We start from the raw sequence: 15983 nt of genomic DNA, 5'->3' as shown, positions 1-15983 counted from the left end.
TGGACCGCTACGCTTAACCCGCACCCGCTTTTAACTACACGTAAAATCCGGCTTTAATATACTTACCCTTCCTCCAATTCTTCCCGCGTAAGGATCGTGAAGTGAAACGTGGAGCCCTGCCCCAGTTCTGACTCCACCCAAATATCGCCGCCGTGCAGTTCCACGATTTTCATGCAATTAGCCAGTCCGATGCCGTTGCCGGTGTACTTGCCCTTGCCGTGGAGTTGGCGGTATAGCTTGAAAATAGTGGTCAAGTCTTTTTGTGCGATGCCGATTCCGTTGTCCTTGATGTTGATTTGCCAGCCCAGTTCGGTGTCGGCACAGGTTGCGCTGATCATCAGTCGCTCATCCACGCGGCGGTACTTGATGGCGTTGCCCACCAGGTTCTGAAACAGTACTTTCAGTTCCAGCGGATAACCCATGACGAGGGGTAGATCGGTGTACGAAAATTCGATGTTAACGCCGCTCATCGCTGAATTGAGGTCGGTCATGACGATCTCGAAGAGTTCTTTCAAGTTCACCTCCTGCAGTTGCTTGATCGCGCTCAGGCGGGAGTAATCGAGGAGCCCCTTGATGAGTTCGTCCATCCGTTTGGTTGCCCCGGTAATCGTCCGCATGTAAGACATGACCTCAACCGGTAGTGTCTCCGCAAAGTCTTCCCGGATGACCTCCAAAAATCCTTCGATGGTGAGGAGGGGTTCGCGTAAATCGTGGGAAGCGATGTAGGCGAATTGTTCCATCTCCTTACTTTTGGCGTCGAGAATGGAATAATTGATCACCCGTTCTTCCTCGCGTCGGCGCAGGTTGATGTCCTGAAAGATGCCGTGGACGCGGATACACTCACCGTCTTTCATCTCCGGCTGCCCGATCGAGCGAACCCAGATGTCGTTACCCTCCGCCGTGACCAACTGCAATTCGGTATCGAAAGACTCACCCTCACGGACGGCCCGGTCGAATAGCCTGGCGATGGTTTCCCGGCTCGTACCGGCCTTGTAAAAATTCATTGCCTCGGATAGTTGCGGCACAAAGTCGGCGCTCACTTGGTGAATTTCCTTCGTCATTTCATCCCAGTGGATGCTGCCGCCGCGTAGGTCGACGGACCAGGTTCCGATCCGCGCCGCTTGCTGGCTACTTTTAAGGAGTGCTTCGGTTTCTCTTTCGTGCGTGACGTCGGTGTGCGTGCCGAGCATCCGGGTGGCATTTCCTTTGTCGTCACGCAACACCGCCCCGCGGCGGCGTAGGTGAACGGTGCGGCCGTCTTGGTGACGGTAGCGCAGGACTTGATCGTATGGCGTACCCGGGTCGGCAAGGTGGGCGTCGATGCGCCGGGTCGATTCGGCCTGATCATCCGCATTGGTGAGGCCCGGCCCGGTGGGCAGCAACGGTAAAACCGCGGGATCGTAACCGAGGGCGCGCCAGAACTGGTTATTCCTCCATTCTTGCGCGCGGTCTTCCAGGTCGAGGTACCAGAGGCCGTCCAGGGCGGAAGACTGTAACAGCCCAAGAACCGTGCCGCCCGACTTGGTGCGTTCCGCAAATTCTCGTTGTAAATAGTGCATTTCGACTGAGTTAGCGCGAACAAGGGTTTGAATAACGCTGTAAGCTTGGCGAGACCACACCGACCTTCTGGCCCGGCTTTAGCTTCGCGCTGGCTAAAGGTAAGTTTAATTTGCCCCCACCCCACTGACCCATTCGTTATGCCCTTCCAACCGACCGTTCTGCTGATCGATGATAACGAGGCGACGAATTTTTTACACACCCGCGTGCTCAGAAAATCGGGCCGGATTCTGTCCGTGCGGGCCGTTACCAGTGCCCTCAGGGCGCTCGACTATTTGACCACGAGTGATAAATCGGCCGATTACCCCAAGCCCGACCTCATCTTTCTCGACATCAACATGCCGGGCATGACGGGCTGGGAATTTCTCCAAGCTTACCGGGAGTTACCCCTGGAGCAGCGGGGTGGCATCGTCATCGTGATGCTCACCACTTCCCTTAACCCCGACGACCGAAGCCGGGCGCAGTCAATCAAGGAGATTAGCTCTTTCCAACAAAAGCCGCTGATGATTACCGAGCTGAACCGAATTTTGGACGACTATTTCGCGTCCATTTAATTAACATCAATGGCGCAGGGGTCGGAGGCAACGGGCGCGGTCGTAGATGCCGGGTATTTACGGAAGGAGCCACGAACCACCGGGCGAGCCCCTACCTTTGCTGGCCGCAACTCCACCTAACATGAAGAATCTACTAAGCCTGTTACCCCTCCTTTTCATCGCCACTACCCTCCCCGCCCAACTTATCGGCGACACCGAGAACGGCCTAGCCAGCTACTACAGCCGGGAATACGACGGTGCGGAGACTGCCTATGACTTGATCTACAACCGCAACGACATGGTCGCGGCGCACAAGACCTTCCCGGTCAACAGTACCGTAGAGGTAAAAAACCTGGACAACGGCAAGGCCGTCCGGGTGCGTATCATCGATAAGGGGCCCTTCATCCGTGGCCGGGTGATCGAAGTGAGTGAGCGCGCTGCGGAAGGCCTGGGGCTGATCGGGCTGGTCACCGCCCCCGTCGAAGTGACGCTAGTCTCGCTGAAGAGTGACGAGCCCGCCGATCGCGAGGTCGTCACTACGGCCGAACCCGATCCGGTAGTTGATCGACCGGTCGTGGTGGTCGATAAGGCATCGCCGGACCCACCCGCTCCCGTGATCCGGGAAAAAACAACTACGCCGGTTAAACCCGCTGCCGCGCCGGAGCCAGCCCCCGAGCCGGCCGTTGCCGTTACGACGATCCCTACTGCACCCGCGCCCGCGCCCATAAAAATCGTAGCCGTAGCGACGCCAGCCCCCCGCGTCCCCGTACCCAGTTCGGCCACCCGCCCCAAAATGGCGACCGACTTCGCCCCCGGTGTCTACAAAATTGCCCTGAGCAAAAAACCGGCCGGCAACTTCGCCGTGCAGGTTGGCAGCTTCCGCGACCTCGAAGGGGCCATGGACAAAGTCACCGAACTGCAGGGCAAATGGTTTGACGACGTACTGCTCGAACGAGTGACCGAGGCTGGTGCCTCTTTATATAAGGTCCTGCTCGGTCCGTTTGAGTCGGCGGACTCCGCCAAGCGCTACGCGAGCGATTTGAAAAAACGCTACGCCATGGCGGGCTTCACGGTCACCCTGAAGTAGCTGCGTGGCCAGCCATCAGTGCCACCTAAACATCTGCCGCCCCGTCCCGCTTTTATGCCCAGTGGTCCATCCGCCTAAATATTACTACCGTGAAGAAACTTTTGCTCCTACCCGCCGCCCTGTGCCTGTTTTTTTCCTGCGTCCCGAAAGATCAGTACGACGCCCTCACCATCGAGCGTGATTACTACCGCAACAAGACCGTCGAAGCCGATAGCCTCGCCGACGTGAAGGCACTCAATACTTACAGCGAAGTGGAGAACGCCGACCTGGAGTCGGACAACCTCATCCGCCAACTGGAATCCGTCGTGGCGACCAACCAGGCGCTGAACTCCAGCTACCAATCTTTATCAAAAAACTACGAAACCCTGCTCGCCCAGAACCAGAAACTCCTCACCAACACGGGGGAAGAAGTGACGGGGCTCCAACAAACACTCGCCGAGCGTACCATGGAGGTGAGCCGCCGGGAATCCGAAATTCGGGAGATGGAAATCTCCGTGCAGGCCCGGGAGGCAGAATTGGCCCGCATCGACGGCACCAACCAAGCCGACGCGGCCCAACCAACCGGTTACAACCGCGTCGCCGGTGGCAACGCCCGCCCGGCGTTTACCACCCAGCAGGACGCCGCCCTGAAGATGAACGCCATGCGCAGCGAGATGAACCAGTTGCTGAATTACCTGCCGGCGGGGTCCTACATCATCGCGCCGGCCGGCAACGGTCGCCTGCAAATCACGCTCGCCGAAGGTCTACTGACCACCGATGGCTACTCGATGAGCCCCGAGGGATCGGCGCTGATGGGCCGCCTGGCCGCTGCGCTACGCGACTACCCCCGCAGTGAAATTACCGTAATCGGGCACGCCGACGGTAGCAACAACGACGCGCTGGCGGCCTTTGAGGACAGCACGGATAAGGCGATCAGCGTCGTCCAACAATTGATCGACTCCGGCATCAACCCCGGGAAAATTGCCGCGGCCGGGAAAGGCTTTTACGCGCCCGTCACGGATTCCTCCACGGAAGTCGGCCGCGCGGCCAACCGCCGGCTGGACATCATGGTAACGGTGGTGGAGTAACGTCTTCCTTGCCTACAAAATCAATTATAAAGCTCTCTCCCCATGCGTTTTGCGTTATTGTTTGCCGCCATTATTATCGTGACTAGTTCGTCGAGCTGTGACCCCACCGCTTATCTCGGGCCTCAATTTAGCGGCGCTAAGCCAGAAAACCTACGCATCACTTACCGGCAGGATGCCTGTTTTGGTAGCTGTGAGGTGTACGAACTCGATGTCTACAACAACGGGTTGCTCGTGTTTCGGGGCGAGCGATTTACGGAGCGCCCCGGCGTCTGGCACAAGAACGACGATCGGCGGGCCATCACTTCCTTCTTGGATAGCTTGAGCCAGATTAATTTCCGCGAATACCCCGCCACTTTCCCCAGTCGGTTGCCGGACGCGCCCACCCAAACCATCACTTGGTACGACGGGGAGCAGGCGGCCTACCCAATTTCGTTCAAGGAGGAAGCCTCGCCCGAGCTGCGTCGGCTCGCCGATCGGTTGCAGGAGTTAGCGCAACAACCCGGCTACCGGCAGATATCAACGGAGCTGCCGGGTGGAAAGAAGGCGACTGGTGCCAATGAGAAGGAAGAAATTATCGTGCACTTGCGGGAGGGCGTGGTCGCGGGTACCTGGTTAGCTAAGTACGGCAGGCAGGGTGTGGCGCTCAAGGAGCAAATTACACCAAACACTCAGTACTACCTCATCACCACCAACCCTAACCTGATGGCCGCGGACGAGCTTTTGCAGTACCTCCGCCAGGACGAAGACGTTATTTCCGCCCAGGAGAACGGGACGGTCAGCCCCCGGTAAATACCCGCCCGGCTGAACTTATTGGGGCCGGCGTGCTTATCTAGCCCCGAATGGTCCACGGATACGCTCCGTAACCTTCCTTCTTCCCCCAAAGCCCCCCACCTCATGATCACAGTCGTCTCCGGAACCAACCGCTCGGGCAGCCTTACGCTCAAGTACGCCGCCCACTTCACGGACATTATTAAGCAGTCTGGCCAGGACGCGCAGTTACTCGACCTCGCTTTGCTCAACGCGGAAGACTTCACCCAGGAGATGTACGACCCGAGCCAGATGTCGTCGACTTTTTTGAGTCTACAGCAGCGTTTCGTCATTGAAGCGGATAAACTAGTCTTTTTCGTTCCGGAGTACAACGGTAGTTACCCGGGCGTGCTGAAGCTGTTTATAGACGCGGTGAGCGTCTACGAGACCGCTAAGAATTTCGGGGGTAAGAAGATTGCCCTGATCGGTATTGCCAGCGGCCGGGCCGGCAATTTACGGGGCATGGATCACCTCGCCGACACGCTGGCCCACATGGGTGCCTGGGTACTCCCCAACCGCTTACCCATTAGCGCGGCGCACGAATACCTACCGGAGGAAACCATCACCCACCAGGCTACCCTCGACAATCTTAAAAAGCACGCGCAACAACTTATTGCGGCCTGAAACCGTACAGATAAAGGTTCTCACCGCACGGGCGCGGGCCGGGACTAGCACAAACATCTCACACTCTTAGACTACTACGCACGAATACTCCCATGGCAAAAAACTTACTGATCGTCGAGTCGCCGGCCAAAGCGAAAACTATTGAGAAGATTCTTGGTAAAGATTATACCGTCCAGAGTTCCTACGGCCACATCCGTGACCTCGATAAAGGCGACGGAGCCGTCGACGTTGAGCGAGATTTTAAGCCTAAGTACGTAGTTAACCCCGACAAGCGCAAGCAAGTCCAGAAGCTCAAGGCCGCCATGAAGGCCGCCGATACGGTCTGGCTCGCGACGGATGAAGACCGCGAAGGGGAAGCCATCAGCTGGCACCTTTGTGAAGTACTTAAGCTCGACGTGGCTACGACTAACCGCATCGTCTTCCGCGAGATCACCCCGCCCGCGATCAAAGCGGCCATCAGTAACCCCCGGCGCGTCGACGTCAACCTCGTAAACGCCCAGCAGGCCCGCCGTATCCTCGACCGGTTGGTTGGCTACGAACTCTCCGGCGTACTCTGGAAAAAAGTAAAATTTGGCCTCAGCGCCGGACGCGTTCAGTCCGTAACCGTCAAGCTCGTAGTGGAGCGGGAGCGGGAGATCATGGCTTTCGAAACGACGCCCTTTTTCCGCGTCAACGCCATCTTCTCCGTGCGCAACGAGCAGGGTGGAACCGTCCAACTCAAAGCCGAAAGCCCCACGCGCTACAACGACAAGAAAAGCGCGGAAGGCTTCCTCAACAAGTGTGTCGGTGCCGATTTCAAGATCAAGGACATCGCCATCAAGCCGGCCAAGCGTAAGCCCGCCGCCCCGTTCACGACCTCTACCTTGCAGCAGGAAGCGAGCCGGAAGCTATCCATGAACCCGGAAAACACCATGCGGACCGCGCAGAAGCTCTACGAAGCCGGTTTGATCACCTACATGCGGACCGACAGCATCAGCCTTTCGGAGACAGCCCTGGCCGCCATCGAGAAGGAAGTGAAGTCGGTGTACGGCGACAAGTACAGCAAGACCCGGCGTTTTAAGAGCAAGAAAAAAGATGCCCAGGAGGCGCACGAAGCCATTCGCCCCACCTACATCGACCGCCACACGGCCAACGTGGGGGACCGCTACGAAAAGCGCCTCTACGAGCTGATTTGGAAGCGGACGATCGCCAGCCAAATGGCGGATGCGGAGTTGGAAAAGACAACGGTTGATATCGCCGTTTCTACCGTTCCCGACGCCAAACTGAGAGCTAAGGGAGAAGTCCTCAAATTCGATGGCTTTTTGAAAGTCTATTTGGAAGGCCGCGATGACGATGACGATGACAAAGAGGCGGAAGGCATCCTCCCGCCATTGTCCATCGGCCAGGCCCTGCCACTCGCCGAGATGACCGCAATCCAGCGGTTCACCCGCCCACCCAGCCGTTACACGCAAGCTAGCCTGATCAAAAAGTTGGAAGAATTAGGTATTGGCCGTCCGTCTACCTACGCCCCAACGGTAGGTAAGATCATGGACCCGAAGCGCGGATACGTGACGAGCGAAACACGCGACGGCGTGGAACGCACCTACGAGGTTATCACCCTGAAGAAGAACCAGGTAACGACCGAAACCAAGACCGAGAATACCGGAGCGGTGAGTAACCGCCTCTTCGCCTCCGACATCGGCATGGCCGTCTCCGACTTCCTCGCCGAGAACTTCGACGAGATCATGAATTATGACTTCACCGCAGACGTGGAAGAGAAGTTTGACTTGGTCGCGGAAGGAAAAGTTACTTGGACGCAGATGCTCAAGGATTTCTACTTCCCCTTCCACGAAAAGGTTGAAGACACCACCGAAAACGCCGAGCGCGTCAGTGGTGAGCGCACCCTCGGCGAGCACCCGGAGACGGGCCGCACCGTCCTCGTACGCCTCAGCCGCAACGGCCCGGTCATCCAACTCGGCTCCCCCGACGAACTACTGCCCGACGAAAAACCCCGCTACGCTAACCTGCCCCTGGGCATGAGCATGGAGGAGATCGACCTCGAAACCGCCCTACCCCTTTTCACCCTGCCAAAGGTGCTCGGTGAGATCGACGGACAAGAAACGGCCGTCGGTATCGGCCGCTATGGTCCCTACATTCGCTGGGGGGAAGCTTTCGTGAGTCTCGAAAAAGGCGAGGATCCACACAGCGTGGATATGAATCGCGCGAAGGAACTCGTGGCCGCCAAGAAGAAAGCCGATGCTCCGGTAATGACGTTCCAAGAACTACCCGTTCAGCAGGGGGCCGGCCGTTTTGGCCCCTTCCTCAAATGGAACGGCATGTTCATCAACATTCCCAAGCGTTACGACCCCGATAACTTATCCAAGGACGAGATGACCGAGCTCATCCAGGCAAAAGTCGAGAAGGAAGCCCTGCGCTACATTCAGCGCTTCACCGACGAGAAGATCGACGTGGAGCAAGGACGCTGGGGACCGTTTATCCGCTTCAAGAAGAAGAGCATCAAGATTCCTAAAGACAAAGATGGCGAACGCATGTCCCGCGAAGACGCCGCCCTGTTGAGTCTGGAAGACGTGAAGAAGTACATAGAAGAAGAGATGCCCGGTGCCTTCAAAACCAAGAAGAAAGCGGCGGCAAAGAAGAAACCGGCAGCTAAGAAGAAACCAGCGGCCAAAAAGAAGCCGGCGGCAAAGAAAAAGGCGCCCGCCAAAAAGGTGACCGCCCAGAAAACAGCCGCTAAAAAAAGCTGACCATTTGTTACAGCGGACTAGCGGCGTTTATGTCCGGTTACCCCAATTAGAAATAGCTAAAATAGATCCCCCCATGGCTGACGAGAAAAAGCCCCAGAACCAGTTAAATATCGACCTTCCCGAGGACATCGCGGAGGGGGTGTACAGCAACCTGGCCATTATCGCCCACAGCAACAGTGAATTCATCGTCGACTTCGTACGTATCATCCCCAATACACCGAAAGCCAAGGTAAAGAGTCGCGTGATCCTGACGCCGGAACACGCCAAGCGCCTGCTCAACGCGTTGGCCGACAACATCGCTAAGTACGAGAAGCAGTTCGGTACCATCGATACTGCCCGTGGGGGCGGCAACAACGGGCCGAATTTTCCCCCCATGAGTTTCACGCCGACCGCGCAGGCGTAATGCACTTATGGAAAATCGCCGGGTTGAGAAACAAATATGAACTCGTGGACAAATTATCCCGTCCCAAGCTTTTCAATTTCCCCGCCCGGTGTATATTTGCAGCCGCTTAGGAAGGGTCCTTTACCGGTAACTCTTTCGCTGACTATTCTCACTCCCGAATGTGGGTTATATCGTAGTAGTCATGTAAGCAGGTATAGAGGTCGATTAGCTCAGTTGGTTTAGAGCGTTGCATTGACATTGCAGAGGTCACTGGTTCGAGCCCAGTATCGACCACCTCCAAAAGTAGTTGGTAAGTTATTTTCACAACGAACCTACTATTCCCCCCGGACTACATTATCAGTCCTTCCATCCAATCGGGATGTGGCGCAGCCCGGTAGCGCACACGCCTGGGGGGCGTGGGGCCGCAAGTTCGAATCTTGTCATCCCGACCATTTTAAAAAGGTCTTCCCGCAGCGCGGGAAGGCCTTTTTTCGTTTAGCCACATAAGTTCGTGCACGAAGTACGCGCCTTTTGCGCAATCTTGTCATCCCGACCATTAATTAAGACCCTTCTGCTTTGCGGGAAGGTCTTTTTATTTTAGCCAAGCAAGTTTATGCACGAAGTACGCGTCTTTACGCAACCTTGTCATCCCCACCATCAAGAGATCTTCCTCCGTCAGTTACACATCTGATGAACTTCGGTAAGCGATTGCTGCGCAATGCCTTACCGAAGATACATCCGATGAGAACTGGCTTTGACCCGTACCGGTTCTACACCTAATTACCCCTACATCCCAACTGCGCAGGTAGCTTACTCGAACTTCTATAGACATGTAATTTTATCGGACGCGACCTACAACCAGCCACCTCCAACATTCTGTTTGAACCCCTACCGTTTAAACCCAATCTATTGTACCTTGGCCACCCTATGAACGAGTATCTAGACGCCACCGCGGAAAACCTGAATCCGGACGACTCCAACATCGAAAAAGCCTTACGGCCGGATTCGCTGGACGACTTTAGCGGCCAGCCCAAGATCGTCGAGAACCTGAAGATTTTCATCCAGGCTGCCGTGGAGCGGGGTGATAGTTTGGACCACGTTTTGCTGCACGGACCTCCCGGACTCGGAAAAACGACACTATCGCACATCGTAGCCAACGAACTGGGTGCTGAACTGAAAATGACCAGTGGGCCAGTTCTGGAGAAAGCGGGAGATCTAGCCGGTCTACTGACCAACCTACAGGAGGGCGACGTACTCTTCATCGATGAAATTCACCGGTTGAATAACGTGGTCGAGGAATACCTGTACTCCGCCATGGAGGATTACCGGATCGACATCATGATCGACAGTGGTCCCAACGCCCGCTCGGTACAAATTAATTTGGAACCCTTCACGCTGGTGGGTGCCACCACCAGGATGGGTTTGCTGACGGCTCCGATGCGCGCACGTTTTGGCATCAATTGTCTACTTGACTATTATGACGTAGCGACCCTCATCAAGATTATCAAACGTAGTTGCGGTATTATGGGCGTACCGATCACACCCGATGGCGCCATGGAAATCGCCAGACGTAGCCGGGGAACCCCGCGGATCGCCAACGCACTGCTCCGTCGGATTCGCGACTTCGCGCAGATCAAGGGCAACGGCACCATTGACAAAGCCATCGCCGATTACGGTCTGACGGCCCTGAACGTGGACGAAGGCGGTCTGGACGAGATGGACAACAAGATTCTCAACGCCATCATCAATAAATTCAAAGGTGGCCCGGTCGGGGTGTCCACCATCGCTACGGCGGTGGGTGAGGACTCCGGGACGATCGAGGAAGTCCACGAGCCCTTCCTCATCATGGAAGGGTATCTGCAACGGACGCCGCGCGGACGGATGGCTACGGAAAAGGCTTACCACCACATCGGTGCCACGCCGCCGGGGTCCGCGGGGACTTTGTTTGAGTTTTGAGCGCGCACCATCTTCTCTGTCACAATTTTTTTTGCGCGGACGCGGGTGCAAGAGCATTTTGTAAGGAGCAAGGTATTCCCCGCCCTGCACCCTAAATACCTTGCTCTCACGTACTTTCCTCGGCACCGGCGGCCGCGCCCAACTAAAAGCGCCCTCTACCGTGAAGCAAAGGGCGCCGAAAGGATTACTAGGTAATCTAGTGCAAAAAATTAATTCGCTGCGCGGTGTGTCTATATACCATACGCTATACCCAGACTGACCTCGCGGCCGCGCTCGTATTCACTATAGATATATTCCTCGCCGCGGTACTCAGAAGATAACTTGAATACTGGATTAAACAGGTTACGGCCCCGCAGGGAGAGGTGAAAATTACCCAGCTTTTTGCCGACGCTGAGGTCGAGCGTGGAGCGCCCCCGCTCGTAAATGTCCGGCGTGCCCGCACCACCGACGGCGGACAAGCGGTCGCCGAAGTAGTTGTAGCTCAGATAGGCATCCCAGCCGGCTTCCGGTGAGCTATCCCAAGATAAATTGACGTTGGTGACGAAGGGAGACTGACCGGAAAAAGGACGCTGCCCGTCGAATTCGGGATCGACCGCCCGCGAAATTTTTAGTTCTTCGGGGTCAATGGATTGGCTCGACTCGATGAACGTGAAGTTACTGCTGAAGGCAAAACTGGCTAATTTACTGGAGATAAATCCTAAGTTTTTCCGCACCTCAAATTCTATTCCGTACAACTCCGCCTCGGCGGGGTTTTCCCAGGTGTACTGCAGCTGACCGGCCAGTAGGAAAGTCAGCACGATGGGGTCCTTAAAGCTTTTGTAGAAGCCCGAAACGGCAAATACGTCGCCCGCTCCCGGGAATATCTCGTACCGCAGGTCAAAATTGTTAATCGAGGTTAAGCCCAGATTGGGGTTGCCCACGACGGGCGGCTCGCTAATGAAACCGAAGGACGCAAAGGGAGCTAGTTCCCGCATGTTGGGCCGCGCCAGGGTCTGGCTAAAGCTAGCCCGGACGTTACTAGTCACGCCCCCGTCCTTGCCAAATTTGTAGACCAGATTGACCGCAGGCAGTAGCGTCGTCGTGTCGATATCAGCGATAAAATTCTCCGGGTCGGTCACCACGGCCGCCTTATCGGACACGACGTTAATCTTGGTCTCCTCGACGCGCAGGCCGGCGATAACCCGAAAGCGGTTCGTCAGTTCGTAGGTCAGCATAGCGTAGCCGGCGGCTACGTCACTACTACCGACGTAGCTATTGTCAGGGCGGCTGACGTCCGTCAGGTACAGCCCCACGACGTTCCGCCCGGGCTCGCCGCCGATGACGCCGAGGTTACTCGGATTGAAATAGGTGGCCGGGTCGGCCCCCGACTCTTCGAGGGAAACGCCGTCGCGGTTCTTGTATTCGTAAAAGAATTCGTTGAACTGGCGGTCCATGGTGTTGTACAGTCCGCCGATTTTGAGCGTATTGCCCTTACTTTTCTTCTGGAGGAAAGGAACGGTGATGTCCAATTTACCCTGGTAGCTGACGTCGTTCAGGTCGCGGTAAACGCGGCGGGGGTCCGTATAGAGGGAGGAATTAATCTGCGCGAAGCCATTCGTTTCCTGGTAGGCGAAAAAGCGCGTATCGGGCTCCAGTTGCTTTGCGTCGACGTAGTTACCCGCCCATTCGATTTTGGCGTTACCGAGGGCTTTGATGGTGTGCAGTCCTTCCACGACGTAATTCTGCATTTCGCGCTGCATGAAGGAAGTGGTAATGTTGCGAAAAAAGCTCGAGGTATCACCGCTGAGGGTATAATCATCGTTGGCACCACGCTGGTCGAGCACTTCCTGGAAGGCTTGGTGAGAATAGATGCCGTAGGCGGTGATCCGGTTGGCGGAATTGGGCTTCAGGCTTAGGCCCAGCATACCGTTCAGCTTGGGGCTGCTGGTGCTGGTGGTACCGTCGTAGTCGAAAACACGAAACAGCACGTCGCCGCCGCCGGGGTTAAAGTAATTCCCCCGGCGCTCCCGGCGGAAGCTGTAATCGCGGCTGTACCCCGCGGAGCCGAAGACGCCGACGGGCATCGTCCCCACCCGAAACTGGTTACCGACGTTAGCGCTTACGCTGTAGTTGAGCGGACTGCGGTCCGTAGCCCGGTCGAAGTTATTACCGAACGACTTCGCCACTTCGTCAACCAGGCCGGCCGTGACGTCGTCGCGCCGCGCCCGCCCGGCCGCGCCGGGGTCGAGTACGTTTAGTTCATCAATCAGCGGGTTGTCCAGAATGGCGGGCCGGTCGAGCGTCCCATCGTTGAACCCCAGCCCGGCTTTGTCACCGGCGTCGAAGGTCTGAAAGTCGGACCGAAGGTTACCGATGCTGTTGTAGGCGGTAGAAGCGGAGACGCCCCAGGTGAACCGTTCGGGAAGCGCTTTCAACTTGATGTTGATGCTACCACCGGTAAAGTCACCCGGCAAATCCGGCGTAAAAGTTTTACTCGCTACGATGTTATCCAGCAAGTTGGTGGGGATGAGGTCGAGCTGGGCGGCATTGCGGTAGGGGTCGATGGAAGGCAGACGCAGCCCGTTGATCGTCGTTGCCGAATACCGATCACCGAGGCCCCGCACGTAGACGTACTTGCCGTCCACGACCGTCGTGCCCGTCACTTTGGTCATGGCGGCGGCGGCGGTGCCGGCCCCGATGCGGCTGATTTCCTGGCTGGAAATGACGTCCTGCACTTTATCGCTGTTTTGCCGCATCTGCAGGACCGCGATCTCACCGCGCTCCAGGCGGGTGGTACTGACGGTTACGTCCAGTTGTAAATCCACGCCCGCGTCTTCCGTGAAGGCGATGTCCAGAATTACGGTCTCGTTGGGCTCGACGACCACACCTTCGATGGTCTTGTTCCCGTACCCGACGTAGGTAGCGAGAATGGTGTAAGTGCCCGGGTCGGCTTTAAACTGGTACTTGCCTTCGATGAAGTCAGTCTGGGCGCCCGTGGACGTTCCCTGAATGGACACGTTGGCGCCCAGCATGGGGAAGCCGTCTTCGTCAAAAACAGTGCCCGCAATGGCCCCCTGCTGACCCCACGCAAGGGGACTAGCGAATAGCATCACCAGCGCGGTAAGGATTAATTTATGCATTACTTATTTTTTTTGCACCAAAAAAAAGAAAAGAAAGAAGCTTAAAAATTAGTCAGTTTGCTCGAATGGGCGAGTAATCAGCGTCCGGGCCGTCGGTCAACTCCATGAATAGACGACCGCTCGATCACCCGCCCGTTCGGCAGCGCAGTCGGTGCGTTAGCGGCGGACCACCAGTTTCTGCGCCAGGCGGCCACCGGCCGCTTCGAGCAGCACTACGTAGGTGCCATTCGGCAGATTACTCACGTCGACCGGAAAGCTATTCGACCCACCCAGCGCGGTGGTCGTGAACTGACCTTGGTTGCGGCCCAGTACGTCGAGAATAGAAATCGTCACCTCCGCCCGGCGGGGTAGTTCGTAGTTGATCGTCGTCAGGTCGGAAGCGGGGTTGGGGGCGGGGGCGTCGAGGGCCATGCCGTTGGTGGTAATTTGGCCGACGCCGTTGAGGAAGTCGAACACCGCGCCGGTCTCCGTGATGGCGGACCAGCCCATCAGCCAGTTACCATTTTCGTCTCCGTTCCCGGGGGCGAAGGCACCGACGTAATTCGTGGTATCGTACCCGGCGATCGCAAAGCTCGAACCAGCGTTGGCGGCGGGCGAGAAAGCGGACGGGCGGGGGTCGAACGCACCGCCGTCGCGATCGTCGTTGTTAAACTCCGGGTCAGCAACGACGTTTCCGGCGGCGACTAAACGGCTGACAAATTCGGCGGAAGATGCCGGGACGATGGCCCCTCCCTGATCGATGGCCACGAAGATGTCGGCAGCCGTTCCGGTGCCCCGGCCGAAGTTGAAGAAGTAGTTGTTTTGTAGCGTTAAATCACCGGCGAGCAAGCGGGCGTAGGTATCGTCCTCGGTATTATCCGTTCGGTCCTCGATCGCAATGGCAGCACTGTTGAAGTCGTAAAAGATAGAGTTGGCGTAAGTGCCACCGGCATTGTCCCGGAAATAGACGGCGTAAGCCAGGCCGTCGTTGTTGCCGTCACCGGCTTCACCACCGACGGCTACCGCGTCCTGACCAATACCGACGTAGGTTGCGTTAACAATAGTTGGGTTTGAGAAAGGTGCCTGGCCGTCGGGGTCGGCGCCGTCGTGCTCCCCCGCCCGGCCAGTGTTTTGCGCGCCGGACTGGAGACTGAACCAGTACTGGCCACCGCCCCGCCAGCCTAAATCGTAATCGAAGCCATCGTCACCACAAAAAGCGGTAGCGGCGTGATTGACCTTTACGGTACCACCAAACCACTCGATGCCATCGTCGAAGTTAGCGTACACTTCTACGTAGTCGATGGTGGTTCCACTGCCGACGCCGCCGAGCGTCAGGCCGTTAATCTCGTCACCCGGCGCCAGGGCGGCACCACCGTGGCGGATGGAGACGTAGTTGAGTACGCCCGAGTTATCGTCGTCGTCCGTGCCGCCGTATTCGGTGCGGTCTTCGGTGGCTTTAATGCCCTCGATGTTGTTTTGACCGCCGGGGCTGGCGATGGTGGCGCTGCCGAGGATGATGAGCCCACCCCAGAGTTGGCGGTCGCGCGCTTCCAGGTCGTCGGGGCTGTTGAGGTCATCGCTCTCCGCCGTAAAGATGATGGGCGCTTCGGCCGTACCGTTCGCGAATATCTGCGCGCCGCGGGAAATGATCAGGGTCGAGGCGAGGTCGCCGTTGGTGATGTTGCCCTGGGCGGCACCACGAATTACGGTACCGGCCTCGATGGTGAGTTTGCCGCCGGTCTCCAGAAAAACGAGGCCGTTGAGGACGTATTCGTTACCGGCCGTCCAGGTGACGTCGGATTCCGCGGTTAGGTCGGCGTCCGTGACGGGGACCAGGGTTTGGGCGGTGATTTGGGTTTGAAGTACGAGGCAGGCAAAAAGTGTCAGGGTAAATAGGTTGAATTTCCGGACCATAGTGTGGGTTGGTTTTTATTTCTGCCCCAAAGGTCCGGGTCCGTCGTTACGGCACGCCCCGTTTCATGTTAAGTTAAGGTTAGGTTCTGGAGCGCTGGTTTACAACACCTTAGCATGGGCACCCAGATTGCTACTGGGGCGGGTGCCGGGTATGTTATGGTCTAACAACCCGAGATTTGTGCTCTCTAGCTTGTCCTTTTTCCCGCTGGCGGCG

At 57.0% G+C, this 15983-nt stretch carries 11 protein-coding genes and 2 tRNA genes; 10 read left to right on the top strand and 3 right to left on the bottom strand.

Annotated features, from left to right (window positions below):
• Window positions 1-62: 62 nt before the first annotated feature.
• Window positions 63-1559: a sensor histidine kinase gene (locus GGR27_RS09130; RefSeq protein ID WP_168037110.1), complete on the bottom strand. Its 1497-nt coding sequence runs from the start codon at window positions 1557-1559 to the stop codon at window positions 63-65.
• Between the two features lie 138 nt (window positions 1560-1697).
• Between GGR27_RS09130 and GGR27_RS09125 the strand changes: the two genes are divergently transcribed.
• From GGR27_RS09125 to ruvB, 10 genes are all read left to right on the top strand, one after another.
• Entirely contained in the window at window positions 1698-2111 is a 414-nt protein-coding gene (locus tag GGR27_RS09125; protein WP_168037109.1) for a response regulator, read from the top strand.
• A 121-nt stretch (window positions 2112-2232) separates the two neighbouring features.
• Window positions 2233-3177 (top strand): septal ring lytic transglycosylase RlpA family protein, encoded by a 945-nt coding sequence (locus GGR27_RS09120; protein ID WP_168037108.1) that lies wholly within the window; start codon window positions 2233-2235, stop codon window positions 3175-3177.
• A gap of 89 nt (window positions 3178-3266) precedes the next feature.
• A complete protein-coding gene (locus GGR27_RS20430; RefSeq protein ID WP_168037107.1) occupies window positions 3267-4244 on the top strand; it encodes an OmpA family protein in 978 nt (325 codons plus the stop codon).
• Window positions 4245-4286: 42 nt separating this feature from the next.
• Window positions 4287-5033 carry a DUF6438 domain-containing protein gene (locus GGR27_RS09110; RefSeq protein WP_168037106.1) on the top strand — a complete coding sequence of 249 codons (747 nt, stop codon included), beginning with the start codon at window positions 4287-4289 and terminating at the stop codon, window positions 5031-5033.
• Between the two features lie 105 nt (window positions 5034-5138).
• On the top strand, window positions 5139-5675 hold the full coding sequence (locus GGR27_RS09105) for an NADPH-dependent FMN reductase (protein ID WP_168037105.1): 537 nt from the start codon (window positions 5139-5141) through the stop codon (window positions 5673-5675).
• A 92-nt stretch (window positions 5676-5767) separates the two neighbouring features.
• Complete coding sequence (gene topA / locus GGR27_RS09100) at window positions 5768-8419, top strand: type I DNA topoisomerase (RefSeq protein ID WP_168037104.1); 2652 nt, start codon at window positions 5768-5770, stop codon at window positions 8417-8419.
• 73 nt (window positions 8420-8492) lie between these two features.
• On the top strand, window positions 8493-8822 hold the full coding sequence (locus GGR27_RS09095; protein ID WP_168037103.1) for a DUF3467 domain-containing protein: 330 nt from the start codon (window positions 8493-8495) through the stop codon (window positions 8820-8822).
• A gap of 198 nt (window positions 8823-9020) precedes the next feature.
• Window positions 9021-9095: transfer RNA gene (locus GGR27_RS09090), tRNA-Val, on the top strand.
• 81 nt (window positions 9096-9176) lie between these two features.
• Window positions 9177-9253 (top strand) — tRNA-Pro (locus GGR27_RS09085).
• A gap of 475 nt (window positions 9254-9728) precedes the next feature.
• Window positions 9729-10757, top strand: coding sequence for a Holliday junction branch migration DNA helicase RuvB (ruvB, locus tag GGR27_RS09080; RefSeq protein ID WP_168037102.1), 1029 nt, complete (start codon window positions 9729-9731; stop codon window positions 10755-10757).
• Between the two features lie 230 nt (window positions 10758-10987).
• Here ruvB and GGR27_RS09075 read toward each other — a convergent pair whose 3' ends face one another.
• Together GGR27_RS09075 and GGR27_RS09070 are read right to left on the bottom strand one after the other, a co-directional pair.
• On the bottom strand, window positions 10988-13876 hold the full coding sequence (locus tag GGR27_RS09075; RefSeq protein ID WP_168037101.1) for a TonB-dependent receptor: 2889 nt from the start codon (window positions 13874-13876) through the stop codon (window positions 10988-10990).
• Window positions 13877-14032: 156 nt separating this feature from the next.
• Window positions 14033-15769, bottom strand: a complete 1737-nt coding sequence (locus tag GGR27_RS09070) for a T9SS type A sorting domain-containing protein (RefSeq protein ID WP_168037100.1) — start codon at window positions 15767-15769, stop codon at window positions 14033-14035.
• Window positions 15770-15983 lie beyond the last annotated feature (214 nt).

The sequence above is a fragment of the Neolewinella antarctica genome, assembly GCF_011927835.1.
GTDB classification, from domain to species: Bacteria; Bacteroidota; Bacteroidia; order Chitinophagales; family Saprospiraceae; genus Neolewinella; species Neolewinella antarctica.
The sequence above is the reverse complement of the archived record's forward strand: the minus strand, read 5'-3'. Positions and strand labels throughout refer to the sequence as shown.

Excerpts from the sequence above, each read along its gene's own strand:
- GGR27_RS09130 (WP_168037110.1), bottom strand. The coding sequence starts at position 1,559 with ATGCACTATTTACAACGAGAATTTGCGGAACGCACCAAGTCGGGCGGC.
- GGR27_RS09125 (WP_168037109.1), top strand. The coding sequence starts at position 1,698 with ATGCCCTTCCAACCGACCGTTCTGCTGATCGATGATAACGAGGCGACG.
- GGR27_RS09120 (WP_168037108.1), top strand. The coding sequence starts at position 2,233 with ATGAAGAATCTACTAAGCCTGTTACCCCTCCTTTTCATCGCCACTACC.
- GGR27_RS09110 (WP_168037106.1), top strand. The coding sequence starts at position 4,287 with ATGCGTTTTGCGTTATTGTTTGCCGCCATTATTATCGTGACTAGTTCG.
- GGR27_RS09105 (WP_168037105.1), top strand. The coding sequence starts at position 5,139 with ATGATCACAGTCGTCTCCGGAACCAACCGCTCGGGCAGCCTTACGCTC.
- topA (WP_168037104.1), top strand. The coding sequence starts at position 5,768 with ATGGCAAAAAACTTACTGATCGTCGAGTCGCCGGCCAAAGCGAAAACT.
- GGR27_RS09095 (WP_168037103.1), top strand. The coding sequence starts at position 8,493 with ATGGCTGACGAGAAAAAGCCCCAGAACCAGTTAAATATCGACCTTCCC.
- ruvB (WP_168037102.1), top strand. The coding sequence starts at position 9,729 with ATGAACGAGTATCTAGACGCCACCGCGGAAAACCTGAATCCGGACGAC.
- GGR27_RS09075 (WP_168037101.1), bottom strand. The coding sequence starts at position 13,876 with ATGCATAAATTAATCCTTACCGCGCTGGTGATGCTATTCGCTAGTCCC.
- GGR27_RS09070 (WP_168037100.1), bottom strand. The coding sequence starts at position 15,769 with ATGGTCCGGAAATTCAACCTATTTACCCTGACACTTTTTGCCTGCCTC.